Genomic DNA, 22435 nt, shown 5'->3' on the forward strand with positions numbered 1-22435 from the left:
CCAATCGTAATGTTTTTCCTGCGCTATTTCTGATCACATATTTACTGTGATTGGTATAACCGGAACGTTTGGGAAATAAAAAAGGAGCCAGAGGCTCCTTTTTTAACTTATTGCTTTCGAGGTGGACGGCGTTCGCGCAGGATGATATCTGGGTTAAAGTCGATATCACCGTCATCGTCTATGGTCGCGAGTTGATCTTCCTGCTTGGCGATAGCCGTACTCGTTGTAGGGGTTTGTCTGACAAAGAGTAGCTGATAACCAAGTTTCGCTAAGGTGTAGAAGGCGAATCGCTGCGCCGTCGTCAACCTGTCCCAATGTTCGTTAGTGTGAGCCTGAGAAACGCGCCTATCCTCGAAAGAGAGCAGTCCATTATTTAGCACTTGAGTTTGCATTTTCAAAGCCTCTTTAGGAAACGCTAACATTGTTACATGATGATTATATAATCAGATGTTAAGTCAATATGCAAGCGATTCACCCGGCCAAAGCGTGGCCTCTCACGCTAAGTATAGCCGAAATGTTTGGATAACTTTTCACCAAAAAGCAAGGTCGAGAAGATAAAAAATAAACTGCAAATTTATCAAGAAGATTTATCTAAATTCATTTTTCGCGAGGCAATAAAAAAGGCCGTTAAACGACCTTTTTGTAGATGTTGTACGCTTAGTCCGCTTCTTTCAGGGACTGAGTCAGATCGACAATCGCCTTCTTACCGTCACCAAACAACATCAGGGCGTTATCTTTGGCAAACAGAGGATTGGGCAGACCGGCGAAGCCTGGGCTCAGGGAGCGCTTAACGACCACCACGGTACGCGCCTTATCGACGTTTAGGATAGGCATGCCGTAGATAGGGCTGCCCTTGTCCTCACGGGCCATAGGGTTGGTCACGTCGTTGGCACCAATGACGATGGCCACATCTGTCTGCTCGAACTGAGGGTTGATCTCATCCATCTCGATCAGCTGCTCGTAGGGTACCTCGGCCTCGGCCAGCAGTACGTTCATGTGGCCTGGCATGCGGCCAGCAACAGGGTGAATGGCGTAGAGCACCTGGGCGCCGCGCGCCTCCAGTATCGAGGCCAGCTCACGCACCGCATGTTGCGCCTGCGCCATCGCCAGACCGTAACCCGGGACAATCACCACGCGCTCGGCGGTTTCCAGTAGCATGGCGACCTCTTCTGGTGAAGAGGAGGTTACCTTGCCGGCGTATACCTCGTCGGCATCCACAGTCTCACCGCCTTCGGCCATGACACCAAAGAGCACGTTGAACAGCGAGCGGTTCATCGCCTTACACATGATCTGGGTTAGGATGATGCCCGAGGCGCCGACCAGTGAACCCGAGACGATCAGTACCGTATTGCCCGTGATGAAACCTGTGGTCGCCGCCGCGATCCCCGAATAGGAGTTCAGCAGGGCGATAACCACTGGCATATCGGCGCCGCCAATAGGCACCACCAGGAAGAGACCCAGTAATAGCGATACGGCTACCAGGGCGTAGATGAAGGTCGGATTGCTCGGCGTGGTGACCACGGCAACCGTCAGTATCAGGGCCGCGATCAACAGGCTGGCGTTGATGAACTTGTTACCCGGTACCCGGATAGGGTTACCCGAGATAAGCTCCTGTAGCTTAGCAAACGCCACGAAGGAGCCCGACAGGGTCACAGAGCCGATAAGCACGGTCAGGCCGATAGAGATCAGCGCGACCACATGGGTCGCCGAATCGGGATCCAGGAAGCTCGCTAGGGCGATAAACAGCGAGGCGCCGCCACCGAAACCGTTGAGCAGGGCCACCATCTGCGGCATGGCGGTCACCTGGATCTTGGTGGCCATCACGGCGCCTATGGCACCACCCAGCAAGATACCGGCAATGATCCACTCATAGCTTAAGATGCTCTTGTCCAGCAGGGTTACCACCACGGCGATGAACATGCCCAGGGCCGATAACTGGTTACCGCGCACCGCGGTGCGGGGCTTGGTCAGCCCCTTGATCCCTAAAATAAACAGACTCGCAGCCACAAGGTAGGCGAGATAGATAATCGTCATACTCATGTTGGCTTATTTCCTCTTAAACATGGCAAGCATACGGTTGGTGACCATGTAGCCACCCACAACGTTAATGGTGGCCAGTACCACGGCGATGAAGCCCAGTACATTGACCCAGAGTCCCGCACCTGAACCGGCCGCAAGTAGGGCGCCGACCAGAGAGATCCCCGAGATGGCGTTTGAGCCCGACATCAGGGGAGTATGCAGGGTAGGCGGCACCTTAGTGATCAGCTCAACCCCAAGGAATACTGCCACCACAAACAGGGTCAGTAGTAATAAGATCTCCATTATTGAGCCTCCTCTGTTGCCGCAAGTAACGGCAGTGATAACAGGTCGCGTAATCTGGCGTTAACCACCTCACCCTGATGGGTGACGACTGTGTCGCGCACAATCTCGTCGTCGAAGTCCAGCTGTAACTGGCCCTCATCGTCGACGATTAGCTTGAGCAGGTTTTCTATGTTGGTGCCATACATCTGGCTGGCGTGGGTCGCCGCGCTGCCAGGCACATTTGATGGCCCGAGTATGGTGACGCCGTTATGGACAACGGTCTGGTCCAGCTCTGTCAGCTCGCAGTTACCGCCGGTTTCGGCGGCGAGATCTACGATAACCGTGCCCGGCTTCATGGCATCCACCATCTCCTTGGTGATCAGTACGGGCGCCTTGCGGCCCGGGATGGCTGCTGTGGTGATGACGATATCCTGCTGCGCCAGCACATTGGCCATCGCCTGCTGCTGACGCTTGATAAAGTCGTCGCTCTGCTCGGCGGCGTAGCCCCCCTTGGTCTCGGTATTTTCGGTTTCAAGATCCAGCTCGACCGGCTTGGCGCCCACGGAGAGGATCTGCTCCCTAGCGGCGGGGCGAATATCATAGGCTTCCACCACGGCGCCCAGACGCTTGGCCGTAGCACAGGCCTGCAGACCGGCGACGCCGACACCCATGATGAAGGCGCGGGCCGGCTTGAGGGTGCCTGCGGCCGTCATCATCATAGGGAACATGCGCGGCGCCTCGTGGGCCGCCAGCAGCACGGCCTTATAGCCTGCGATGGTGGCCATTGAGGAGAGGATATCCATGCTCTGGGCACGGGTGATCCTGGGGACCAATTCCAGTGCCAGGGCGCTGGTGCCGGTTTCGGCCAGGCTAGCGGCATTTTCCGGTTGCGCCAGGGGATCCATCATGCCGATAAACAGCTGATGGGGTTTGGCCTTGGCCTTTATCTCCTCAAACTGCTCACCCTTAAGGTTGACCAGGGTGATGATATCGGCGCCGAGCACCTCGTCTCTGTCGGCAATGACGGCTCCCGCCTCTTGATAGGCTTGATCGCTAAAGCCTGCAGCGACACCCGCTCCGCTCTCCACGATAATTTGGAGGTTTTTTTTGATTAACCGAGTCACATTGGCCGGGATCAACGCGACGCGTTTTTCTTCGGCATGGCTCTCTTTAGGTAGACCTAGTTTCACTGAGAAACCTCTTAGTTGGGGACAGACGTCGTTATGAATTATTGGGTGGCTATTGTGGCGAGTCTGGACTTAGACACAAGCGCGAATTTTTCATAATCAGCACTCGTGCACTGGTCGGAGCAAAAAGTTTGCGCCAGTCCACAAAATTTCATTTCAAATTCTGTGGTTAAGGGCACAGCTTAAGCAAATATCGCTCACCACTCTCACTTTTGTAGCTCAAATTATGACCTTTGCATATTCCAAAAATGAATTAAAAATTAGATTTTATTCTTTTTTGCTTTTCTATTAAGCCACTAAGCTAGGCTAATTACACTGTTATAGGGCCGTCTTCCATGCTGTTAAAAGAGCTTTCATCACTGGCTTCTCCTCTGTCTGCGACACAGGTGGATAAGCTTAAGCAACTCACCTCTGAACTCAATGCCGTGCAACTCGCCTGGGTAGGCGGCTACCTGGCGGCTACGGCCGAACTGAGCGGCGTGGCCGGCGAGGTGCAGCAAGCGCCCCAGCAGACCATCACCATTCTCTACGGCAGCCAGACCGGCAACGGCCGTGGCATCGCCAATGAGCTGGCCGAGAAGGCGCAGGCTCAGGGCTACAGCGTCAATCTGGTCTCTATGGCCGACTACAAGACGCGTCAGCTGAAGCAGGAGACACTGCTGTTGGCCGTGGTGAGCACTCATGGTGAAGGTGAGGCGCCGGACGATGCCATCGAGCTACACAAGTTCCTGGCCTCTAAGCGCGCACCTAAGCTAGATACCCTTAACTATGCCGTACTGGCGCTGGGAGATTCCAGCTATGAGTTCTTCTGCCAGACGGGTAAAGATTTCGATCAACGCCTGAGTGCACTGGGTGCCAAGGCTATCGTGCCACTCACCGAGTGTGACGTGGATTACGAGTCGGCGGCGACTCAGTGGCAAGAGGCTGTGCTGGGCGCGGTCAAGCCATTGGTGGACACTGGCGCGAGCGTGGTCTCTATCGGCAGCGCAAGCACCACGACGACGGGTTCGAGCTTTACTAAACAGAAGCCCTACAGCGCCGAGCTCTTGGCGAGTCAGAAGCTGACCGGACGCGACTCGGATCGCGACGTGCGCCATGTGGAGATAGATCTCGGCGAGTCTGGCCTGAACTATCAGGTCGGTGATGCCCTGGGCGTCTGGTTCAGTAATAGCGATGCCTTAGTCACTGAGATCCTTGAGGGCCTCAAGTTAGACGGCGAGGCAGAGGTCACTCTAGGGGATGCGAGCCTGACCCTAAGCCAGGCGCTTAAAGAGAAGCGTGAGCTGACCCAGCTCTATCCTGGTCTGGTACAAAACTGGGCGCAGCTAAGCGGCAATAGTGAGCTGCAGGCGATCAGCGAAGACAGGGAGCAGACCCGTCAATTTATTCTCAAGCATCAGCTGGCCGACTTGGTGGCCAAGTATCCTGTGGACATCAGCGCCTTCCAGCTGGTGGAGCTGCTGCGTCCAATCACCCCAAGACTCTACTCGATCGCCTCGAGCCAGTCTGAGGTGGCGAGCGAGGTACACCTGACCGTGGCGCTGGTGGAAGACGAGCGCGAGTCGGGTACCCGCTTTGGCGGCGCGTCACACTTCCTGGCAAACGCTCAGGAAGGTGCCGAGGTCAAGGTTTATGTGGAGCCGAACAATCACTTCCGCCTGCCGGAAAATCCGGATACGCCTGTGGTCATGATTGGCCCAGGTACAGGTGTGGCACCGTTCCGCGCCTTCATGCAAGAGCGCGCGGCCCAGGGCGCTCAGGGCGACAGCTGGCTCTTCTTCGGCAATCCGCACTTCGAGCAGGATTTCCTCTATCAGACCGAGTGGCAGCAGTACCTTAAAGACGGCACCCTGACGCGCCTGGATTCGGCCTTCTCGAGAGATCAGGCTCATAAGATCTATGTGCAGCACCGTATCCTGGAGCGCGGCGAGGCGCTATGGCTGTGGATCGAGCGCGGTGCGCATCTCTATATCTGCGGCGATGCCGAGCGCATGGCCAAAGATGTGCATCAGGCATTGATCGAGGTGATCAAGCAGCATGGTGGCAAGAGCGAGGAGCAGGCTGAGGCCCTGCTGGAAAGCCTGCGCAGCGACAAGCGTTACCAGAAAGACGTTTATTAATTGAGACAGGGCGCCAGTCGCCGACAGATTAACTTGCATGGGCAGAGCCGGTGCAAAAGAGACAATAGGGCAGCAGCCATGAGCGACCAGAAATTATCAGTAAACGAGTACCTAAAGACCGACAGTAACTATCTGCGCGGCACTATCGAAGAGGGGTTAGACACCTCGCTGACCGGTGCCTTCAACGACGCGGATCAGCAGTTGATCAAGTTCCATGGTTTCTACCAGCAGGACGACCGCGATCTGCGCAACGAGCGTAAGGAACAGAAGCTAGAGCCCCTATACAGCTTCATGTTGCGTGCCCGTGTCGCCGGTGGCGTCTGTACCCCCAAGCAGTGGCTGGGGGTAGATAAGATTGCCTCGACCCTGACCAGCTCTAACAGCATTCGTCTGACGACCCGCCAGACCTTTCAGTATCACGGCATCCCTAAGCGTAACCTCAAGACGCTGATCCAGGATCTGGACAGAGAGGCGCTGGACTCCATCGCCGCCTGTGGCGACGTGAACCGTAATGTAATGTGTAACCCTAACCCGGTAGAATCCAAGCTGCATCAGCAGGCCTACTACTGGGCCAAGAAGCTGTCGGATAACTACCTGCCACGTACCAAGGCCTACGCCGAGATCTGGCTGGGCGATGACAAGGTGGCGGTGAGCGAGAGCGAAGAGGTGGAGCCAGTCTATGGCAAGACCTATCTGCCACGTAAATTTAAGATGGCCGTGGCCGTACCGCCCGATAACGACGTGGATGTCTACACCAACGACCTTGGCTTCATCGCCGTGGCCGAAGATGGTGAGCTGGTGGGCTTTAACATGGTGGCCGGTGGTGGCATGGGCTCGACCCATGGCGAGGTCGCGACCTTCCCGCGTTTGGGCGACGACTTTGGCTTCATCAAGGCCGAAGACTGCCTCAAGTTTGCCGAGGCCGTGCTCAAGGTGCAGCGCGATTGGGGTAACCGCTCAGATCGTAAGCAGTCGCGCCTTAAGTACACCATAGTCAAGCATGGTTTTGAGGCCTTCAAGGCAGAAGTGGAACAGCGCGCCGGAGTAAAATTTGAACCTAAGCGTGAGGTGGTGATCGGCGATCGCGGCGATCGTTACGGCTGGATCAAGGGGGTGGATAATAACTGGCATCTGACCCTGTTTATCGAGGGGGGCCGTATCAAGGATCTGCCGGGACAACCGCTGCAGACCGGCCTGCGTGAAATAGCCCTGGTACACAAGGGTGATTTTCGCATGACCGCCAACCAGAACATCATCATCGCCGGTGTGGCCGAAGAGGATAAGGCGCAGATCGAGGCTATCGCCCGCAGTCATGGCCTGATGGGCAAGTTGATAAGCCCGACTCGTGGCCACTCCATTGCCTGTGTGGCGCTGCCGACCTGCGCCCTGGCGATGGCCGAGGCCGAGCGTTACTTCCCGGACTTCATGACCAAGGTGGAGGCGCTGCAGGAGAAGCACGGCTTCCTAGAGCAGCCGATAGTGATCCGCATGACGGGCTGTCCTAACGGCTGTGCGCGCCCCTTCGCCGCCGAAATTGGCCTGGTGGGTAAGGCGCCTGGTCGCTACAACCTCTACCTGGGAGCGAGTTTCGAGGGGACACGCCTGAACAAACTTTATCGCGAGAACATTCAGGAAGCCGAGATTCTGGCGGCGCTGGATGAACTGTTTGCCCGCTACGTCAAAGAGCGTGAAGCTGGCGAAACCTTTGGTAACTTCACCGTGCGTGTCGGCGTGGTGAAGGCGGTTATCGATGCCGCTAAGGATTTCCATGGATAATTCAGTGATCTCTGCCCAGGCGCTAAAGGCTCTATTGAGCGCGCCAAAGGTTGAGCAAGATGCAGAGCTGGCCCGAGTCAACGCCTTCCTGGCGGGACTCACGCCCGCCGAGCGGGTGATCTGGGGCCTGGCTTACCTGCCGGGCACCCATGCGCTGTCATCGAGCTTCGGTATTCAGGGCGCCGTGATGCTGCATCTGGTCACCCAGGTACAGCAGGATATTCCGGTGATCCTCACGGACACTGGCTATCTGTTTCCCGAGACCTATCAGTTTATCGATGAGCTGACCGAGCGACTCAAGCTCAATCTTAAGGTGTACCGCGCGCCCATGACCAGCGCCTGGCAGGAGGCCCGTTTCGGTCGCCTGTGGGAGCAGGGGCTGGATGGTCTGGAGCAATACAATCGTCTCAACAAGGTGGTCCCGATGCAGACGGCGCTCAAGGAGCTAGAGGTAGGGACCTGGTTCGCGGGCCTGCGCCGCGCCCAGTCCAGTACTCGCGAGGAGCTGCCGATTCTGGCGATCCATGGCGATCGCTACAAGCTGCTGCCTATTCTGGAGTGGAGCAACAAGGATGTGCACGAGTATCTCACTAAGCACGACCTGCCTTATCATCCGCTATGGGAGCAGGGCTATGTGTCGGTGGGGGATACCCATTCCAGCCGCCCATTGGAGCTGGGGATGACCGAAGAGGAGACCCGCTTCAACGGCCTCAAGCGTGAGTGTGGCCTGCACTACGAGATCTAAGGATTGGTGAAACAGGAGGCTTTATGAGATATAAAGCCTCTAGCGCGCTGATTCATTAGTACTTTCTTCTGATTTGTGTGCTTTTTTACACTTCTTTTGCACACAGTTATGCACAGGTCAGAAATTTGAACTATAGTGGTAAGTTCCCGTAGATGGTTTTGGATTGTTGTCTGTATCGGAGCCGATTTGGATCCAGTCGCTTTTCTTCCTCTTTTAAGTGACGGGCAGAGCCGCCGACAAGGTCGAAACCCAACTCGCTTGGCGAGAGCTAGATGTTTGATTGGTCTGCTGGCGCATGCTAATTAATAGCCATAGGCCCTGGATAGTCCGCTGCGGCTATCCAGGGATCCCCCCGATAATCTTATTTCCCTTTTTATTCATCCATATAGTAATATCGACGCCATTCTTTTCTTACGTGCTGCCAGCTTGGGATAGGCCCGACTGCCCGCGCGATTTAACAGGGAGTTTATTGAATGAAGAAGGCATTAGTGGCGGTGGCAATCCTTGCCATAGGCGCAGGGGGCTACTGGGCGATGCAGCAGGCGCCTAAGTCCGTAGATAATCAGGTATTGGCCTATGTGCCAGCCGATACACCGCTGTTTTCCGCACAGATTGAGCCTTTTCCCATAAAGGATTATATCGACGCGCTTCCCGAGGCGCAGAAGCAATACCCTGCAGAGATGAAGACACTGCTGTCTGAGGACGAGGATCCCAGGGCCCAGTTTATCTTCCGTGTATTGGAGCGCTACTTCGATGCGTCCCAGGATGGGCAGCAGCTAGTCGATACCTTTGGCCTGCCCGACAAGATAACCAGTTATTTCTATACCCTGGGTGTGTTGCCGGTGATCAAGCTGGATATCGCCAATCCTCAACACTTCTGGGCGGTACTGGATAAAGCCGAGGCCGATAGCGGCCTGACGCACACGGCCAAGCAGCTGGGTGAGGTGAAGTATCGTGCCTATCGTCTTACCGACGAAGGGGAAAGCGAGCGTGTCGATCTGATCGTTGCCATCGACAAGGGCATGCTGACTCTGACCCTGGAAACCAGTTTCTTCGAGCCTGAGCTGCTTGAAACCGCGCTAGGCATCAAACCCGTTCAGGACTCACTCGCCAAGGCGGGCACGGTCGATGAGATCATCAAGAAGCACGGTTTTAGCCAGGCGGGTGTTAGCTATCTCAACCATCAAGAGTTAGTTAAGGCGATCACTACCCTGGACGGTAACCAGATGGCGCGCCAGCTGACCCAGATCTTTAAGCTTATCCATGACGATCCCTTTGTCGAGCTGCGCACCCAGAGCTGTCAGAGTGAGCTTGCCGGCATCGCTGCCAACTGGCCCCGCACAGTGATCGGTTATACGGCTCTCGAGGTGCACAACAAGCAGGCCAAGATAGGCTTTAGCACTGTTATCGAGAGCAATAATCAGGTGATTCTCGGGGCCCTGAGCCAGATGCGCGGCTTTATTCCGGCCCATACCAAGACGATCGATACGGGTGTGTTTTCTATGGCGCTGGGTATAGATGTGAATCAGTTTGTGCCTAGCATCTCTAAGATCTGGGATGATCTGCTCACCCCAAGCTATCAGTGCGAGCCGCTGGCGCAGCTACAGGGGGAGATGGAAGGTCAAAGCCCGGCCATGCTGGGTATGTTTACCGGTATAGCTAACGGTGTGAAAGGGGTTTCCTTCTCGCTGCTCGATTATGCCCTGGAGCAAGGTACCCAGCAGGTTTCTCTTAAGGAGCTCGATGCCATAGCGACCCTGTCGGCTGACGATCCGGCCACCCTGTTTAACATGGTGAAGCCTTTCGCACCTGAGCTGGCCAATGTCAGCCTGCCTAGCGACGGCAGCGCTGTCGATCTCGGCGCCGCGCTGCACCTGCCGCCATCCCTCGGGGTGAGGGCGGAGATGGCACTGAAGGGACAGCACCTCACCATATACACAGGCGAGAAGAGCAAGGCGATCGCCGATGCACTCGCGGGCGAAGCGCCGAGCGCTAACGGTCTTGTCTCCATGACGGCGGATTATGCCAAGCTATTTACCCCAGCCATGAACCTGATGGCCATGAGCGGCGAGCCTATTCCTGAGGAGTTAGAGGCGCTAAAAGATTATCGCACTCAGCTTAAGGTGGAGATGGATATCAATGCCAAGGGTATCGTCTTCGACAGCCTGGTACAGACCCAAAACGACTAGGAATCTGTTGTAAATTCATAAAAAAAGCCCCGAGGCCTGAGCGCACGGGGCTTTTTTATCGCTTACTTTTAACTTACTCGGCCTTGGCGATACCTAAGGCAGCTAGGTTGGCGGCAATATCTTCGGCGGCCGTCTTAGGATGAATGTCCTCATCGATTTTCAATATGGTGCCATCCTCGCCTATGTAGAAGGTCACCCGGCTGGCGACCCGCACCAGGTTGAGTACGTCATAGGCCTTGGCGGTCTCCTTGCTGGGATCGCTGAGCATAGGGAAATCGGCTTTCTGCTCCTTGGCAAATTTCTGGTTGTCTTCCAGATCATCGACGCTGGCCATCATGTAGACGGCCTTGAATTGGCGGATGAGATCCCCTTTCTCTACCAGTGACTTGCACTCCAAGGTGCAGCCTCGGGTGTTGGCCATGGGATACCAGGCTAAGACCAGCGTCTGTTTGCCCAGATAATCACTGAGCTGATAATAGTGGCCATCGGTAGCCTGAAGCCTGAAATCTGGGGCCTTGTCGCCCACCTTGAGATCGGTGGCATTGGCCTGCGCGGCAATGATCAGGCTCAGGCCGAGCAGGAGTCTGGTAACTAACTTATTCATGAGTGTTCCTTTCTGCGTTGCTAGGGTTATTTATAGGTTGTGTTTGCCCGCTCGCGCCGGGCGCAAACAGGCTGATAAGGTTTTCCCAGTAGACGACCTCATCCAGCGGCTGCTCGATATCGGGCTGGGTCGGCACGCCCGACAGGGCTTTTCCCGTGGCGTCATATATCTGGGTGGCGTTGAAACTTATCTTAAAGCCACTGTTTGGCAGGGTGAGCTGTTGCTGTCTGCCATATTCCCCCCGCGTCGCCTCACCCACCACTAAGGTGTCTGGCCAGGTCTTGGCGAAGTGGGCTACCCACTGGCACTGCTGACGACAATCTGGGCCAATCAGCAGCATCAACTTACCCCGTTTAGGGCGGGGAAGATACGACCAGGGTAGGCTGGCCAGGTGCCAAAACTTGGCCTGCCAGGGGCTAAAACCGGGTTCCTCTTCGGGCAGGTGTGGCCGGAGCAACTCCAGCTGTAACTGCTCCGCCTGACTCAGGCTAGCGGGCGGCAGGAAGCCTAGGGGCTTGAGGTAGTCGCTGCGCAGGTTAGGCCCCTTCTTGTAGCGTGCCACCGCCTGCAGGGAGTCTGGCCAGCCCGCCAGTAGCGGCGGTCTGATGTCCGGGCTGAATGTCTGGGCCAGCAGCCTGAGCAGCTCATCGCCCGCGCCATGAGCCTGGCGCAGATCCAATATGGTGACAGGGCTGGTCAGCGAGCGTTTGAGGCGTCGACCCAGGGGGCTGTCAGCGGAGAAGCCTGACAGGTCGTAGAGGCCGAAAACTCCCTGGAGATCGACACTTGCCTGGCCGCTCGATTCACTGTTGCTCAGGGTCTGGGGAGGCTTGCTGGTCAGCGTCAGGCTGAGCTGGCGGCCGTTGCCCTGTTCATCGCTGAGGGTGAGGCGGCACTGCTTTCTAGCGACTAGGCCTATCTCGCGTCTGAGCATGGCGATCATCGAAAGGTATCTCGCCTGTTCACTGGCGGTATCGGCCAGGCTGGGGGGGAGAAAGTGTCTGGCGGCGTCTATCCATAGCGCGATGGGCAGGCCATCGATATGGGTGATAATGGGCGCCTCACTGTCCAGCGGGCGATTGTCCTGGGTCAGCGCCAGCCATTTATCGTCTAACTTGCGCAGCTTGATCGGCAGATAGGCCTGGGCGGTGACACCCTCGAGCCGGGCGCTGGGATCGTCTATGGCCGTCAGTACCTTAAGCAGTTGCTGGGCAAATAGCTGACGCTCACCGCCCAGGGGCAGCTGGCCCCGGGCCTTGTTGATCTGGGTATCCAGGTTCACTAAGTGCTGGGGGGAGGTGGCCGCGCTGGCGGAGTATTGGCTGAGATGTTGTTGCAGGTAGTTAAGATCAGACTGCATCTCCCGCGCCGAGAGCTGCGGCTTGGGCGGCTCCTCGCGCAGGGCGATCACCGTCAGCTGGATGCAGCTCAGCAACATGATGAGGCCGAAGCCATTGATGATGCTCTGGTGTCCGAATTTCATTCTACTTCCTAATGCGAGCGGCGAGCATAGCGCGCCGCCTATGGTTAGAGAATGTCGTTGATCGCGAAACCTATGCCGATCCGTTGGGTATGGGCGTTGTAGTCGATGAGACTCTCGCCATAGCCGTTAAAATACTGCGTGTAGAGACGCAGATTGCCAATGATGGGATAGCTCCAGGTAAATTCCACCGCGCCGCGATTCGGACTCTCCAGGTTGTTGCGCAGCATCAGCGAGAATCTATGTTTATCAACCCCATAGACCCCCATGAGCTCGAAGTTGCCCATGTAATCCAAGATGTCCGGATTATCATCCCCTCTGGGTGAGTCGGGCGTCTCTTTTTCATCTTCCGGTATGCGCCACCACACCTTGCCCGCGAGGGCAAAGGGGCCGCTATCGAACACCATGGTGCCATAGATACGGTTCCAGCTACGGGAGAGATCACCTGACTTGCCGTTGGATTGGTGCACGGCGCCCACCCCCCAGAAGGAGTTGGTCAGCGGACCTATCTGCCAGTCGTTGTTGAACAGCATGAAGATCTCAGGTTCATGGTTGGTTTCGCGAAACGGCGAAGAGATATCCTTGTTGTACACCTGCCAGTAAGACTGGTTGGTGTAGGCGAAAAACAGGTGGCCGTTGTCGCCGAAGACGTTATACATCAGGGGAAACTTAAAGCTTATCTGGAACTTGGCTTCCAGATTATCGATTTCCGAATTGTGCTCGTCTAGCTTGTCGGCAAAGGGCGCCATATTTGGAGAGCTGTTGTAGGTCACGGGCAGAATATAGTTGACCTTGTGAGGCGTGATCACGAAGGGCCTCTCAGAGGTGGCCAGCTCATCCTCGACGCGCTGGTCGAGCAGCGAACCATCCGCTTTGGTTTTCTCCTCTGCCGTGGGCTCGGCGCCGAGGCAGGTCACAGGCAGTGAGCATAGGCCGAATAGGGTAAGCCATTTAAGGTATTGGGTGGTTTGCATCCTTGTTTCCTCTCGTGTCGCAAGCTTAGCGCGTCGTCTCCAAATCTAGCCTATGTTTTAACATTTGAGTCCGCCGCGTGCACCTATTTTAATTCTGTCTATTTGATTTGCTTAATTAAAAAACGGGTCAACCTTGTTAATAACCAAAAGGAATAAAACCTAATTAATTTCTATTTTTTAAGGAATAAGAATGACGCTATATTAGCCTCATCACTATTGTATGAGATGCGGATATGGAACTAATTACTCTACCCGGGCAGCAGGCACAGGGCAAAGTCTGGCTTGTGGGCGCAGGCCCAGGCGACATTGAGCTGTTAACGCTCAAGGCCTACCGCATCTTAAAGAAGGCCGACGTGGTCTTGTTCGATGCCTTGGTGAGTGAGGAGATCTTGGCGCTTGCGCCCAAGGACGCCGAGCTGATCGCCGTGGGTAAGCGCGCCGGTAAACACAGCGCCGCCCAGGAGGAGATCAACCAGCTGTTGGTGACCAAGGCCTATACCCGCAAGAATGTGGTGCGCCTCAAGGGGGGCGACCCCTTCATCTTCGGCCGTGGCGGCGAAGAGCTGGAGACGCTCGTTGAGGCGGGGGTTGAGTTCGAGGTGGTGCCAGGCATCACGGCGGCCAGCGGCACCTCTGCCTACGCAGGTATTCCCCTGACCCACAGGGATCATGCCCAGGGGGTCACCTTCATCACGGGGCACTGCAAGCTTGAGAGCTGCCCCATGGACTGGCAGGCCTATGCCAACAGCGCCAATACCCTGGTGGTGTATATGGGGATCCTCAACGCCGCCAGCATCCAAGATGGGCTGATCTCGGCCGGGCGCTCGCCCAACACGCCGGTGGCAATCGTCTCTAAGGCGACCACGGCGGCGCAGCAGCGTTTCATCGGTACCTTAGGAGAGCTGGCCGAACTGGCGGCGGACCCGGCGCTGGAGATGCCCGCCCTGATGATTATTGGTGAAGTGGTTGGCCTGGCCGATAGCCTGCACTGGTTCAATCCGGAAACCAGCCCTAAGACCCTGGATGCGACAGTAAAGCAGTCGCTGGGTCAGTAATCTACTTTTCAGTAATCAGCTTTTCAGTATTCTACTTTAAAGTCTTTCTTGAATAGTGCCTGCAGCGCGCGGGCGTACTCTTCATCAGCCTTGGGGCGCACCAGCTGCGCCAACTCGTCGCCGGTCGGCGTCAGTCGATAATAGCTAAACACCAGATGGCCGTGCTTAGGCGTCAGCGTCATCCGCTTGCCCGATAGGGTAAAGCTGATGGGATTCTTGGCGTTGAGCTGGCCCGTCTCAAACTCGCTCCTGTGTAATAGGCCCGCATCCACCAGGGTGAGTACAGAGGAGTAGGGCAGACCAAATTGCGACAGGGCGATCTGGGTGGTATCCGTCTTGCGAAACAGCTGACCTATGCCGCCGGCGTGGCGAAAGCCGATCACCAGCTTGAGCTTAGATTCGTTGTTGAAGGTCACCGCCATGCCCAGCGCCTTCTCGAACATCTGCGCCTCTTTGTGGGTCAACTGCTTAAGTGTGGCCAGACTCCTGAGGCTAAAGCTGCCGGGACTGGTGATCTCATTGGCCAGAATGCGTCCCCACAGCGCCTGCATGTTGCGGTTGTGGATCTGTTCTGCCAGCTGAAAGAACTGGTGGATCCAATCGGGGTCGAGATCCGCCCCGGTGACGTCCGACGGCGTGTGGGAGAGGGCGATGGCGTAGACGTTTTCCAGGTTGGCCTGATACTGGCTGGCGAGCTTGCGCAGGCGATGGTCGGAGCGCTCGGCCACAGAGGCCTGGGAGGGGCGATAATCCTCGTCGCTGCCCAGGCCGATCAGGTGGCCGAGTTGCAGGGCCTTGCGGCGGGCAGATACGTCGGGTTGGTTCGACCCTGAATTGGATAGCTTAACGATCTCGGCCATAATCTTTTCTTGTGAATAATCTTATCTTAGGTTGCCCTATTGTCAGATTCTATCTGAATTTCGCCCAAGGCCCTAGCCCCAACCCCTAGCTTCAGGCGTTGGCCGGCCAGTTAACGTGCTTATCCTGGGCCGGATGGCGCGGAATATTAAGGGCCAGCATCAGGGAGCAGAGGGCGAAGCCTGCCCCGATAAAGAACACCCACTTGTTGGAGTAGAGCCAGAGCATCCCCAGCAGCGCCGGGATCACCACGGCTGCGATATGATTGATGGTGAAGCTGACCGACATGGTGGCGGCGATATCCTTGGGCTCGGCGATCTTCTGGAAATAGGTCTTGATGGCGATGGCCATGGCAAACAGTAGATGATCCAGCACATAGAGCACGGCGGCCATCTCCGCCTGCTGCACGAAGGCGTAGCTGGTGAAGATTACTATCAGGCCCACATACTCTATCATCAGGGCGTTGCGCTCGCCGATGCGGCCGATAAAGCGGCCTATGGCGGGGGCGAACAACAGGTTGACCACATAGTTGATCAGAAACAGGGCGGTGATCTGACTGACGCTATAGCCAAACTTCTCCACCATCATGAAGCCGGCAAACACCATGAAGATCTGCCGCCGCGCGCCGGAGAAGAAGGTGAGCAGATAGTAGAGCCAGTAGCGTCGTCTGAGGATCACCTTCTTGTGTTGCACCTCGCCTTGGGGAAACTGGGGGAAGTAGAGGGTCAGGGCGAGCACCATCAACAGCCCGAGTCCGCCTATGATGGCGTACATCCATTGATAATCCAGCTGCAGATAGGTCATCACAATCCAGATGCTGCCGTAGCCGGTGAGGGCGGCGGCCGAGCGCCAGGCCAGCGCCTTGCCTAAGAATCCCGCGGTCTCACTCTTGTCGACCCATTGCAGGGTGAGAGACTGATTGATGGTCTCGTAGTAGTGAAAGCCCACCGACATGAGTATGGTGGTCAGGTAGAGGCCCAGCACCTGAGGGAAGAAGCCTGTGATGCCGACCCCTATGGTCAGCAGGGCGAGGGAGACTAGGGCGAAGGTCTGTTCCCTGAGCAGCAGCAAAATGAAGATGGCGGTAAAGGCCAGAAATCCAGGCACCTCCCGCAAGCTCTGTAATATGCCTATTTCGGCGCCGGTAAAGCTGGCTCGCTCGATCACGAAGTTGTTCAGCAGCACCTGCCACACAGAAAATACCAAGGACATCACGAAGGTCATGAGTAGTAAGAGGGTCTGCGGGTTCTTCTTTAACATTCCATTGAATTCCTGTCTCTGTGGGGAAACTAGTCTACCCCATCGCCTGGATGCTACAAACTGGTTTCAATTTTTGTTTCCCTAGCACGCTTTGTCATCGATTTGTTATTAACAAATGTAAATTGTAATGCAAATAATTCTCATTTGAAATATTGTGCCCGCAATTTAATGGGGGATGTTGATTAATCAACATGGAGAGAAGATGACACTGAAACTGACCACCTTAGGGATGGCTATCGCCAGCTTGCTGGCGGGCAATGCCTATGCCGACACTCAAACGAATAGCACGGCCAACACCACTAGCCTAGCCGAGTCTATCGCCAGGCAGGAGCAGGCGCTTAATCAGCTAAAACAGGAGCTGATTAAGCTCAAGGCGCAGCAGGCCGAGAAGCAGTACGACCAGCATACTTTGACCCAGGCGGTGCAGCAGCAGGTGAGCCAGGAGGCCGAAAACAGCCCTTGGCGCCGCTTCAAGTTTGAGTCCTATGGCAGCATGAACTACACCAGCGACGAGTATTTCGACAACGTACAGGACACCACGCCCGAGCGTCGCGGCCGTCTGGATCTGGAGCGGATCGTCACCGAATTTGGCTACCAGTTCAACGACGAGTGGGACATGGAGGTGGAGATCGAATATGAACATGGCGGCACTGGTAGCGCGCTGGAATATGACGGTTTCGACGAGTTCGGTGAGTTCGAGTCGGAGGTCGAAGCCGGCGGCGAGGTGATGATCGAGAAGGCCCAGCTCAGGTATCGCCCGAGTAAAGCCTTCGGCGTCAAGTTCGGTAACATACATCTGCCGGTAGGCCTCTCCAGCGTGCTGCATAAGCCTAACCAATATCTGACCGTGCTGCGTCACCGCAGCGAGGCGGCCATGTTGCCCGCCGTGTGGAACGAGACGGGCATCGGCATCTTCGGCGACCTGGGAGATTTCCACTATCAGGCTCAAGTAGTTAGCGGCCTCAACTCTGAGTATTTCCGCACCTACGACTGGATAGCATCGGGCCATCAGAAGCGTTTCGAGCACATCAACGCCGACGAGCTGGCCTATATGCTGCGTCTCGATTACGGCAGCTTCAAACTGCCAGGGCTGGTACTGGGCGCCGCCTATTACTATGGCAATACCAGCGGTAATCGCCACAAAAGCAACAAGCTGGCCGGTGATGGCAGCGTGAGCCTGCTGGCACTGTCCGGTGCCTATGTGGACGGTCCCTGGATACTGCGCGGACAGTATCTGCAGGGCACCCTGGATGATGCCGATGCGATCACTCAGGCCAACAAGACCACCCCAGGCCTCAAGCCGGGTAACTTTGCCCAGCTGGGCAGCAAGGCAGAATCCTTCTTCGTCGAGGCGGGGCTGGATCTCAACCACTTCTTCTCTGTGCCGCTGACTGTGTTTGCCAACCTGGATTACGCCAATCCGCTCAGTGAGGTGGAAACCGGTACGGCCACCAAGCGCTATGAGAACACCTGGACCAGCGTTGGCATCAACTATTCGCCGATCCCCGAGATAGTGATCAAGGCCGAGGGCGGCCTGCATCAGGTGGCGGTGGCCGCCATCCCGGATACCCATTTCTTTGCCCTGGGCGTGGGCTATCAATTCTCGCTCTAACGGCGGACAACTTTGATTCTTATGGAGAGACAGATGAAACAATTTAAATATGGCGCGATCGCATTGGCACTTATTTCGGCTCTGGCGGCCTGCGGTGGTTCGGGCAGCGACGAGGGCAAGGTAGTGGTGCCCGAGACAGGTTTTAGTTTCGATGCCGACGCACTGATCGTCAACCTGAGCGACGAGGTGATCGTCAAGGGTTACAGCACATTAGCGGATCGCGGTGAGGTTTTGTTACAGGCCACCCAGACCCTGGTTGCCACTCCTACCCAGGCAAATCTTGAGGCGGCGCAGTCGGCCTGGAAGGCGGCCCGTCAGCCCTGGGAGCAGGGCGAGTCGCACATCTTCGGCCCGGTGGATTCTCTGGGGATCGATCCGCACCTGGATAGCTGGCCGCTGAACACCACAGATCTTAAGACGGTCTTAATCAACAGCAGCGGCTTCGATGCCGAGACCATCAAGGGCTGGAACGATGACGTGCAGGGTTTCCACACCATGGAGTTTCTGCTCTTCGGTGACGGCATAGACGACAATGTCAAGCAGATCGACGAGTTGACCGCCAATGAGCGCGATTACCTCATGGGACTGGCTGAGGTGTTTCGCGACTACACCAAGCAGCTGGCCGATGCCTGGCTGGTCAGCCATGACGGCCAGGGTGGCAAGGCCTATGGCGAGTTGCTGAAATCGCCGGGCGTCGATGGCAACACCTTCTACAGCTCTCAGGTGGGCGTGTTAGAGGAGCTGATCAAGGGGATGATAGGTATCGTCGATGAGGTGGGTAACGGCAAGATCGCCGATCCCTTCGGTAGTTCTCTGGCCAATGCCGACACCTCTAAGGTGGAGTCGCAATATTCGTGGAACTCGCTGACCGACTTTAGCGACAACATCATAGGAGTGCGCAACGTCTATCAGGGTGAGTTCACCGGCGAGGCCGACAAGCAGGGGATCATCGATTTCGTGCGCGCCGCCGACGCCGAGCTGGCCAGCCGTGTCGCGGCAGAGATCGACAGTGCTATCTTGCAGATCCGCGCCATCGAGGGCACGGATAATATGCCTTTCCGTCAGGCGATAAAGGATGAGGCAGGCCGTGCGCGTGTCCAGAAGGCGGTCGACGCCCTGGCCACCCTACAGGCGAGCCTTGAAAACCAGGTGCTGCCGCTACTCAAAGAGTGGAAGGTATAGGGCCAGCATAAAAGAGAGCTAAGGCTCTCTTTTTATTGCCCGTATAACCCCATAAAAATCAAGGCTAATGGCAAGAGAGCGATTTAGCCCGACCCTAATAAAGTGTGAAAAGATGATGAATAGCTTAACGAAACCCTCCGCCCTGCTGGCGGCCTTTACCCTGGCTCAGACCCTGGCGCTAAGTGGCTGCGGTGGCTCGGGGGATGAGATAGAAGTGCCCACGCCCGAGAAAGTTTATCCCGACTATACCCAGGTGACGGCATTGGGCGGTGACACTACCACCTTCGATGCCTCGAGTTCGGGCCACGGTTACTCTACCCCGGCGGTAAACCTGAGTGAGGCCCAGCTCGCCCAGCATCTCAGTGGCGATCTGAACTTTGAGACCGCCTTTACCACTGCGCCCAACGAGGAGCATCCTGAGCTCGACGGCCTGGGACCAGTGTTCAACAACGCCGACTGTAACTCCTGCCATCAGCGCGACGGCCGTAACTCGACGCCGATAGTGCCTGCGGGGCAAGCGCGCATCAAACTGGGCTCCGAGGCGGGGATCTTCCTGCGTATCAGCAAGGCGCCGGATCAGTCCTGCCTGCAAGGTACACCTGAGAACAACTACTGCGCGCCCATCCCAGTGCCCAACTTCGGCACTCAGCTGTTTCACCGCGGGGTGCTTAAGGCCAGGGAAGACTGGCAGCAGAACCTGTTCGGCGGTCAGGCGGATGTCTACCTCTCCTATGAGCAGAAGAAGGTAACCTATCCTGACGGCACAGAGGTGACGCTGAAGAGACCGCTATTTACCGTGGAAAACCCCTTCGATGCACCGGGCGAGAGCCTCAACAGCAGCAATGTCACCTCTGAGCTTTTGCAGAGCGATGTGCTGATGGGCTGGCGCAATGGCATGCCTGTGTTTGGGCTTGGGCTGCTGGAGGCGATCCCCGAGGCGAGTATTATGGCGCTGGTGGATGAAAACGATGCCGATGGCGATGGCATCTCGGGGCGGGCAAACTATGTGTTCGACGCCGTCAAGGCCCGGCGCGGCGATAGTCATCCCGTCTCTCTGGGGCGTTTCGGCTGGAAGGCTAACACCCCCAGCGTACGGGTGCAGTCATTGGGCGCGCTGCGCGGTGACATAGGGATCACTAACCCTCTATTTCCCGAGGAGAGCATAGCGGGCACCAGCATGCATGACAGCTATCTTGCCCGCACCGGGTTTGTCGATACCGGCAGCGGCGTCGACGGTGAGCCGGAGGCGAGCGCCGAGTTCAGCGACGACGTGGTCTTCTACGCCGAGACCCTGGCGGTACCGGCCAGGCGGCAGGTGGATGATGTTAAGGTGAGGGAAGGGGCGCGCCTGTTCGAGCAGGTCAACTGCAGTGGCTGTCACCAGCCCAAGTTTGTCACCAAGAGCAGCGGCGAGATCGGCGGCCTGCCTATGATAGCGGCGCTGAAGGGGCAGACCATCTATCCCTTCAGCGACATGTTGCTCCATGACATGGGCGAAGGACTGAGCGACGGTCGCCCGGACTTTCTGGCCAGCGGCAGCGATTGGCGCACCCGGCCGTTATGGGGCATAGGCCTGACCCAGACGGTCAATCCCCAGGCGGGCTTCCTCCACGATGGCCGTGCGGCGAGTGTCGAGGAGGCGATCCTCTGGCACGGCGGCGAGGCCCAGGCGAGCACAGACAAGTTCATGGCCCTGACTCAGGCGGAGCGGGCACAACTGCTGGCGTTCGTCATGTCCCTATAAGGGAGTGTTTAGAGGATAAAAGCGCGGCCTAGGCTGCGCTTTTTTATGATGAAATGTATTCAGGGGGCAATTTGTGAAGTCGGTAAACTTAAGCCGGATTTTGCCCTTAGTCCTCGTGATCTGTTTCAATTAAATATTGCCCGATTTCCCCTATCATGATGCTATAGCAAGAGATAAGTCGACTTAGGGGCCTACGTGAGCAAAATATTAATCATCTATTCCAGTGTGCATGGGCAGACCCGTAAGCTGTGCGACTTCATGCAGCGCGAGCTCGAGGCGCTGGAACATAGCGTCACCTGTGCCAGCATAGATAACCCGCCCCCGCTCGAGGGCTTCGATAAGATAGTCCTCGGCGCTAGCATTCGCCACGGCAAGCATAACCCCAGGGTGTACGACTTCATTAGCCAGAACCTCGCACTGCTGCAGGAAAAGGCCAGCAGTTTCTTTTCGGTGAGCCTGGTGGCGCGCAAGCCAGCCAAGAACACCCCAGAGACAAACCCTTATATGCAGGCGTTTCTGGCCAAGTCGCCCTGGCAGCCTAAGCTGCTGGCGGTGTTTGGCGGCAATCTGGATTATCAGGGTTATAACGCCTTGGATCGCAATATCATACGCTTCATCATGTGGATCACTAAGGGGCCGACGGCGCCGGACACCAAGGTAGAGTATACCGATTGGGATAAGGTGAAAGACTATGCTCAGCAGGTCGCCGCGCTCTAGCGAGGCTTAGGAACAAGACAGATCATGGGGTTCATGGCGTGAGCCATCTCGAAGGGAGAGCAAGATGAAGACACTGACCAAGCTGCGCGAGGTGCTGGAGACCTATCAGCATCTGTTTGTCATCCTGTTGACCTTGTTTCTGGTGGGCACCAGCGGCTGGCTCATGATGGGGCGCACCCTGCGGGCCAACGCCTCGGTCTGGGATATCCTGCATGTCTACCTTGGGCTGCTTGCCGGGATCTTCTCGGTAACCATGTTGCTTATTAATATGATGCGTGGCCAGTGGCGGCAGTATTTTCCCTATCTGGTGGGCGACTTTACTCAGCTGAGTAACGATGTGTGTGGCCTGATGCGCGGTAAGTTACCCCAGGCCGGTGGCCGCGGTCTGTTTAGCGTGGTCGAAGGCATAGGTATGCTGCTGTTTGTGGCTGTGTCCTTGACCGGACTGATGTGGTTTCTCACTCAGGGCAGTAGTGAGGCGCTCAATTGGCGTAGTTATCATCACAGCCTGGCCCATGGTTTCATCGTCTTCATGGTGATCCACGCGCTGTTTGCTCTGTCGCACCTGCTGGACTTCATTCGCCGCTAGCATAGGCTAAGGTAAGGCTATTTCGCTAAGGCTTAACAGAGT

The 22435-nt window shown here is 56.5% G+C and carries 19 protein-coding genes; 10 read left to right on the forward strand and 9 right to left on the reverse strand.

The annotated features are described in order from the left end of the window. Positions 1 to 107: 107 nt before the first annotated feature. From L2731_RS02885 to L2731_RS02900, 4 genes are all read right to left on the reverse strand, one after another. Complete coding sequence (locus L2731_RS02885; protein WP_239852497.1) at positions 108 to 392, reverse strand: hypothetical protein; 285 nt, start codon at positions 390 to 392, stop codon at positions 108 to 110. Between the two features lie 265 nt (positions 393 to 657). Next, a complete protein-coding gene (locus L2731_RS02890; RefSeq protein WP_041508451.1) occupies positions 658 to 2040 on the reverse strand; it encodes an NAD(P)(+) transhydrogenase (Re/Si-specific) subunit beta in 1383 nt (460 codons plus the stop codon). Positions 2041 to 2046: 6 nt separating this feature from the next. Then, entirely contained in the window at positions 2047 to 2322 is a 276-nt protein-coding gene (locus tag L2731_RS02895; RefSeq protein ID WP_011864469.1) for an NAD(P) transhydrogenase subunit alpha part 2, read from the reverse strand. Further along, complete coding sequence (locus L2731_RS02900) at positions 2322 to 3491, reverse strand: Re/Si-specific NAD(P)(+) transhydrogenase subunit alpha (protein ID WP_249251752.1); 1170 nt, start codon at positions 3489 to 3491, stop codon at positions 2322 to 2324. The genes L2731_RS02895 and L2731_RS02900 overlap by 1 nt, the downstream gene beginning before the upstream one ends. 332 nt (positions 3492 to 3823) lie before the next feature. Between L2731_RS02900 and L2731_RS02905 the strand changes: the two genes are divergently transcribed. From L2731_RS02905 to L2731_RS02920, 4 genes are all read left to right on the forward strand, one after another. Further along, the gene (locus tag L2731_RS02905) at positions 3824 to 5608 is read left to right on the forward strand and encodes an assimilatory sulfite reductase (NADPH) flavoprotein subunit (RefSeq protein ID WP_249251753.1); all 1785 of its coding nucleotides are present in this window, start codon (positions 3824 to 3826) and stop codon (positions 5606 to 5608) included. Positions 5609 to 5686: 78 nt separating this feature from the next. After that, complete coding sequence (gene cysI / locus L2731_RS02910) at positions 5687 to 7384, forward strand: assimilatory sulfite reductase (NADPH) hemoprotein subunit (protein WP_239852492.1); 1698 nt, start codon at positions 5687 to 5689, stop codon at positions 7382 to 7384. Then, positions 7377 to 8129, forward strand: coding sequence for a phosphoadenylyl-sulfate reductase (locus L2731_RS02915; protein ID WP_249251755.1), 753 nt, complete (start codon positions 7377 to 7379; stop codon positions 8127 to 8129). The genes cysI and L2731_RS02915 overlap by 8 nt, the downstream gene beginning before the upstream one ends. Before the next feature lie 473 nt (positions 8130 to 8602). After that, complete coding sequence (locus L2731_RS02920; protein ID WP_249251757.1) at positions 8603 to 10318, forward strand: hypothetical protein; 1716 nt, start codon at positions 8603 to 8605, stop codon at positions 10316 to 10318. 73 nt (positions 10319 to 10391) lie between these two features. Here L2731_RS02920 and L2731_RS02925 read toward each other — a convergent pair whose 3' ends face one another. The 3 genes from L2731_RS02925 to L2731_RS02935 are packed head-to-tail and all read right to left on the reverse strand — an operon-like array spanning position 10392 to position 13376. Then, positions 10392 to 10922 carry a peroxiredoxin family protein gene (locus L2731_RS02925; protein WP_249251760.1) on the reverse strand — a complete coding sequence of 177 codons (531 nt, stop codon included), beginning with the start codon at positions 10920 to 10922 and terminating at the stop codon, positions 10392 to 10394. Continuing rightward, a complete protein-coding gene (locus L2731_RS02930; RefSeq protein ID WP_249251761.1) occupies positions 10915 to 12405 on the reverse strand; it encodes a S41 family peptidase in 1491 nt (496 codons plus the stop codon). The genes L2731_RS02925 and L2731_RS02930 overlap by 8 nt, the downstream gene beginning before the upstream one ends. A gap of 44 nt (positions 12406 to 12449) precedes the next feature. Continuing rightward, positions 12450 to 13376 (reverse strand): phospholipase A, encoded by a 927-nt coding sequence (locus L2731_RS02935; protein WP_249251762.1) that lies wholly within the window; start codon positions 13374 to 13376, stop codon positions 12450 to 12452. 233 nt (positions 13377 to 13609) lie between these two features. Here L2731_RS02935 and cobA point away from each other — a divergent pair, with 233 nt between their 5' ends. Continuing rightward, positions 13610 to 14431 carry a uroporphyrinogen-III C-methyltransferase gene (cobA, locus tag L2731_RS02940; RefSeq protein ID WP_249251763.1) on the forward strand — a complete coding sequence of 274 codons (822 nt, stop codon included), beginning with the start codon at positions 13610 to 13612 and terminating at the stop codon, positions 14429 to 14431. A 23-nt stretch (positions 14432 to 14454) separates the two neighbouring features. Here cobA and L2731_RS02945 read toward each other — a convergent pair whose 3' ends face one another. Together L2731_RS02945 and L2731_RS02950 are read right to left on the reverse strand one after the other, a co-directional pair. Beyond that, positions 14455 to 15291: a TIGR03899 family protein gene (locus tag L2731_RS02945; RefSeq protein ID WP_249251764.1), complete on the reverse strand. Its 837-nt coding sequence runs from the start codon at positions 15289 to 15291 to the stop codon at positions 14455 to 14457. Between the two features lie 91 nt (positions 15292 to 15382). Further along, positions 15383 to 16549 carry an MFS transporter gene (locus tag L2731_RS02950; protein ID WP_239852473.1) on the reverse strand — a complete coding sequence of 389 codons (1167 nt, stop codon included), beginning with the start codon at positions 16547 to 16549 and terminating at the stop codon, positions 15383 to 15385. A gap of 202 nt (positions 16550 to 16751) precedes the next feature. Between L2731_RS02950 and L2731_RS02955 the strand changes: the two genes are divergently transcribed. From L2731_RS02955 to L2731_RS02975, 5 genes are all read left to right on the forward strand, one after another. Then, positions 16752 to 18161 (forward strand): hypothetical protein, encoded by a 1410-nt coding sequence (locus tag L2731_RS02955; RefSeq protein ID WP_249251765.1) that lies wholly within the window; start codon positions 16752 to 16754, stop codon positions 18159 to 18161. A 33-nt stretch (positions 18162 to 18194) separates the two neighbouring features. Next, positions 18195 to 19343: an imelysin family protein gene (locus tag L2731_RS02960; protein ID WP_249251767.1), complete on the forward strand. Its 1149-nt coding sequence runs from the start codon at positions 18195 to 18197 to the stop codon at positions 19341 to 19343. A 112-nt stretch (positions 19344 to 19455) separates the two neighbouring features. Then, positions 19456 to 21087 (forward strand): di-heme oxidoredictase family protein, encoded by a 1632-nt coding sequence (locus L2731_RS02965; protein WP_249251768.1) that lies wholly within the window; start codon positions 19456 to 19458, stop codon positions 21085 to 21087. Between the two features lie 195 nt (positions 21088 to 21282). Continuing rightward, on the forward strand, positions 21283 to 21804 hold the full coding sequence (gene hemG, locus L2731_RS02970) for a menaquinone-dependent protoporphyrinogen IX dehydrogenase (protein WP_249251769.1): 522 nt from the start codon (positions 21283 to 21285) through the stop codon (positions 21802 to 21804). A gap of 64 nt (positions 21805 to 21868) precedes the next feature. After that, a complete protein-coding gene (locus L2731_RS02975) occupies positions 21869 to 22393 on the forward strand; it encodes a cytochrome b/b6 domain-containing protein (RefSeq protein WP_249251770.1) in 525 nt (174 codons plus the stop codon). The last annotated feature ends 42 nt before the right edge of the window (positions 22394 to 22435 follow it).

The organism is Shewanella aquimarina, from assembly GCF_023349185.1.
Taxonomy (GTDB): domain Bacteria; phylum Pseudomonadota; class Gammaproteobacteria; order Enterobacterales; family Shewanellaceae; genus Shewanella; species Shewanella aquimarina.

Coding starts and splice junctions, on each gene's coding strand:
- L2731_RS02885 (WP_239852497.1), bottom strand. CDS start 392: ATGCAAACTCAAGTGCTAAATAATGGACTGCTCTCTTTCGAGGATAGG.
- L2731_RS02890 (WP_041508451.1), bottom strand. CDS start 2,040: ATGAGTATGACGATTATCTATCTCGCCTACCTTGTGGCTGCGAGTCTG.
- L2731_RS02895 (WP_011864469.1), bottom strand. CDS start 2,322: ATGGAGATCTTATTACTACTGACCCTGTTTGTGGTGGCAGTATTCCTT.
- L2731_RS02905 (WP_249251753.1), top strand. CDS start 3,824: ATGCTGTTAAAAGAGCTTTCATCACTGGCTTCTCCTCTGTCTGCGACA.
- cysI (WP_239852492.1), top strand. CDS start 5,687: ATGAGCGACCAGAAATTATCAGTAAACGAGTACCTAAAGACCGACAGT.
- L2731_RS02915 (WP_249251755.1), top strand. CDS start 7,377: ATGGATAATTCAGTGATCTCTGCCCAGGCGCTAAAGGCTCTATTGAGC.
- L2731_RS02920 (WP_249251757.1), top strand. CDS start 8,603: ATGAAGAAGGCATTAGTGGCGGTGGCAATCCTTGCCATAGGCGCAGGG.
- L2731_RS02925 (WP_249251760.1), bottom strand. CDS start 10,922: ATGAATAAGTTAGTTACCAGACTCCTGCTCGGCCTGAGCCTGATCATT.
- L2731_RS02930 (WP_249251761.1), bottom strand. CDS start 12,405: ATGAAATTCGGACACCAGAGCATCATCAATGGCTTCGGCCTCATCATG.
- L2731_RS02935 (WP_249251762.1), bottom strand. CDS start 13,376: ATGCAAACCACCCAATACCTTAAATGGCTTACCCTATTCGGCCTATGC.
- cobA (WP_249251763.1), top strand. CDS start 13,610: ATGGAACTAATTACTCTACCCGGGCAGCAGGCACAGGGCAAAGTCTGG.
- L2731_RS02945 (WP_249251764.1), bottom strand. CDS start 15,291: ATGGCCGAGATCGTTAAGCTATCCAATTCAGGGTCGAACCAACCCGAC.
- L2731_RS02950 (WP_239852473.1), bottom strand. CDS start 16,549: ATGTTAAAGAAGAACCCGCAGACCCTCTTACTACTCATGACCTTCGTG.
- L2731_RS02955 (WP_249251765.1), top strand. CDS start 16,752: ATGACACTGAAACTGACCACCTTAGGGATGGCTATCGCCAGCTTGCTG.
- L2731_RS02960 (WP_249251767.1), top strand. CDS start 18,195: ATGAAACAATTTAAATATGGCGCGATCGCATTGGCACTTATTTCGGCT.
- L2731_RS02965 (WP_249251768.1), top strand. CDS start 19,456: ATGATGAATAGCTTAACGAAACCCTCCGCCCTGCTGGCGGCCTTTACC.
- L2731_RS02975 (WP_249251770.1), top strand. CDS start 21,869: ATGAAGACACTGACCAAGCTGCGCGAGGTGCTGGAGACCTATCAGCAT.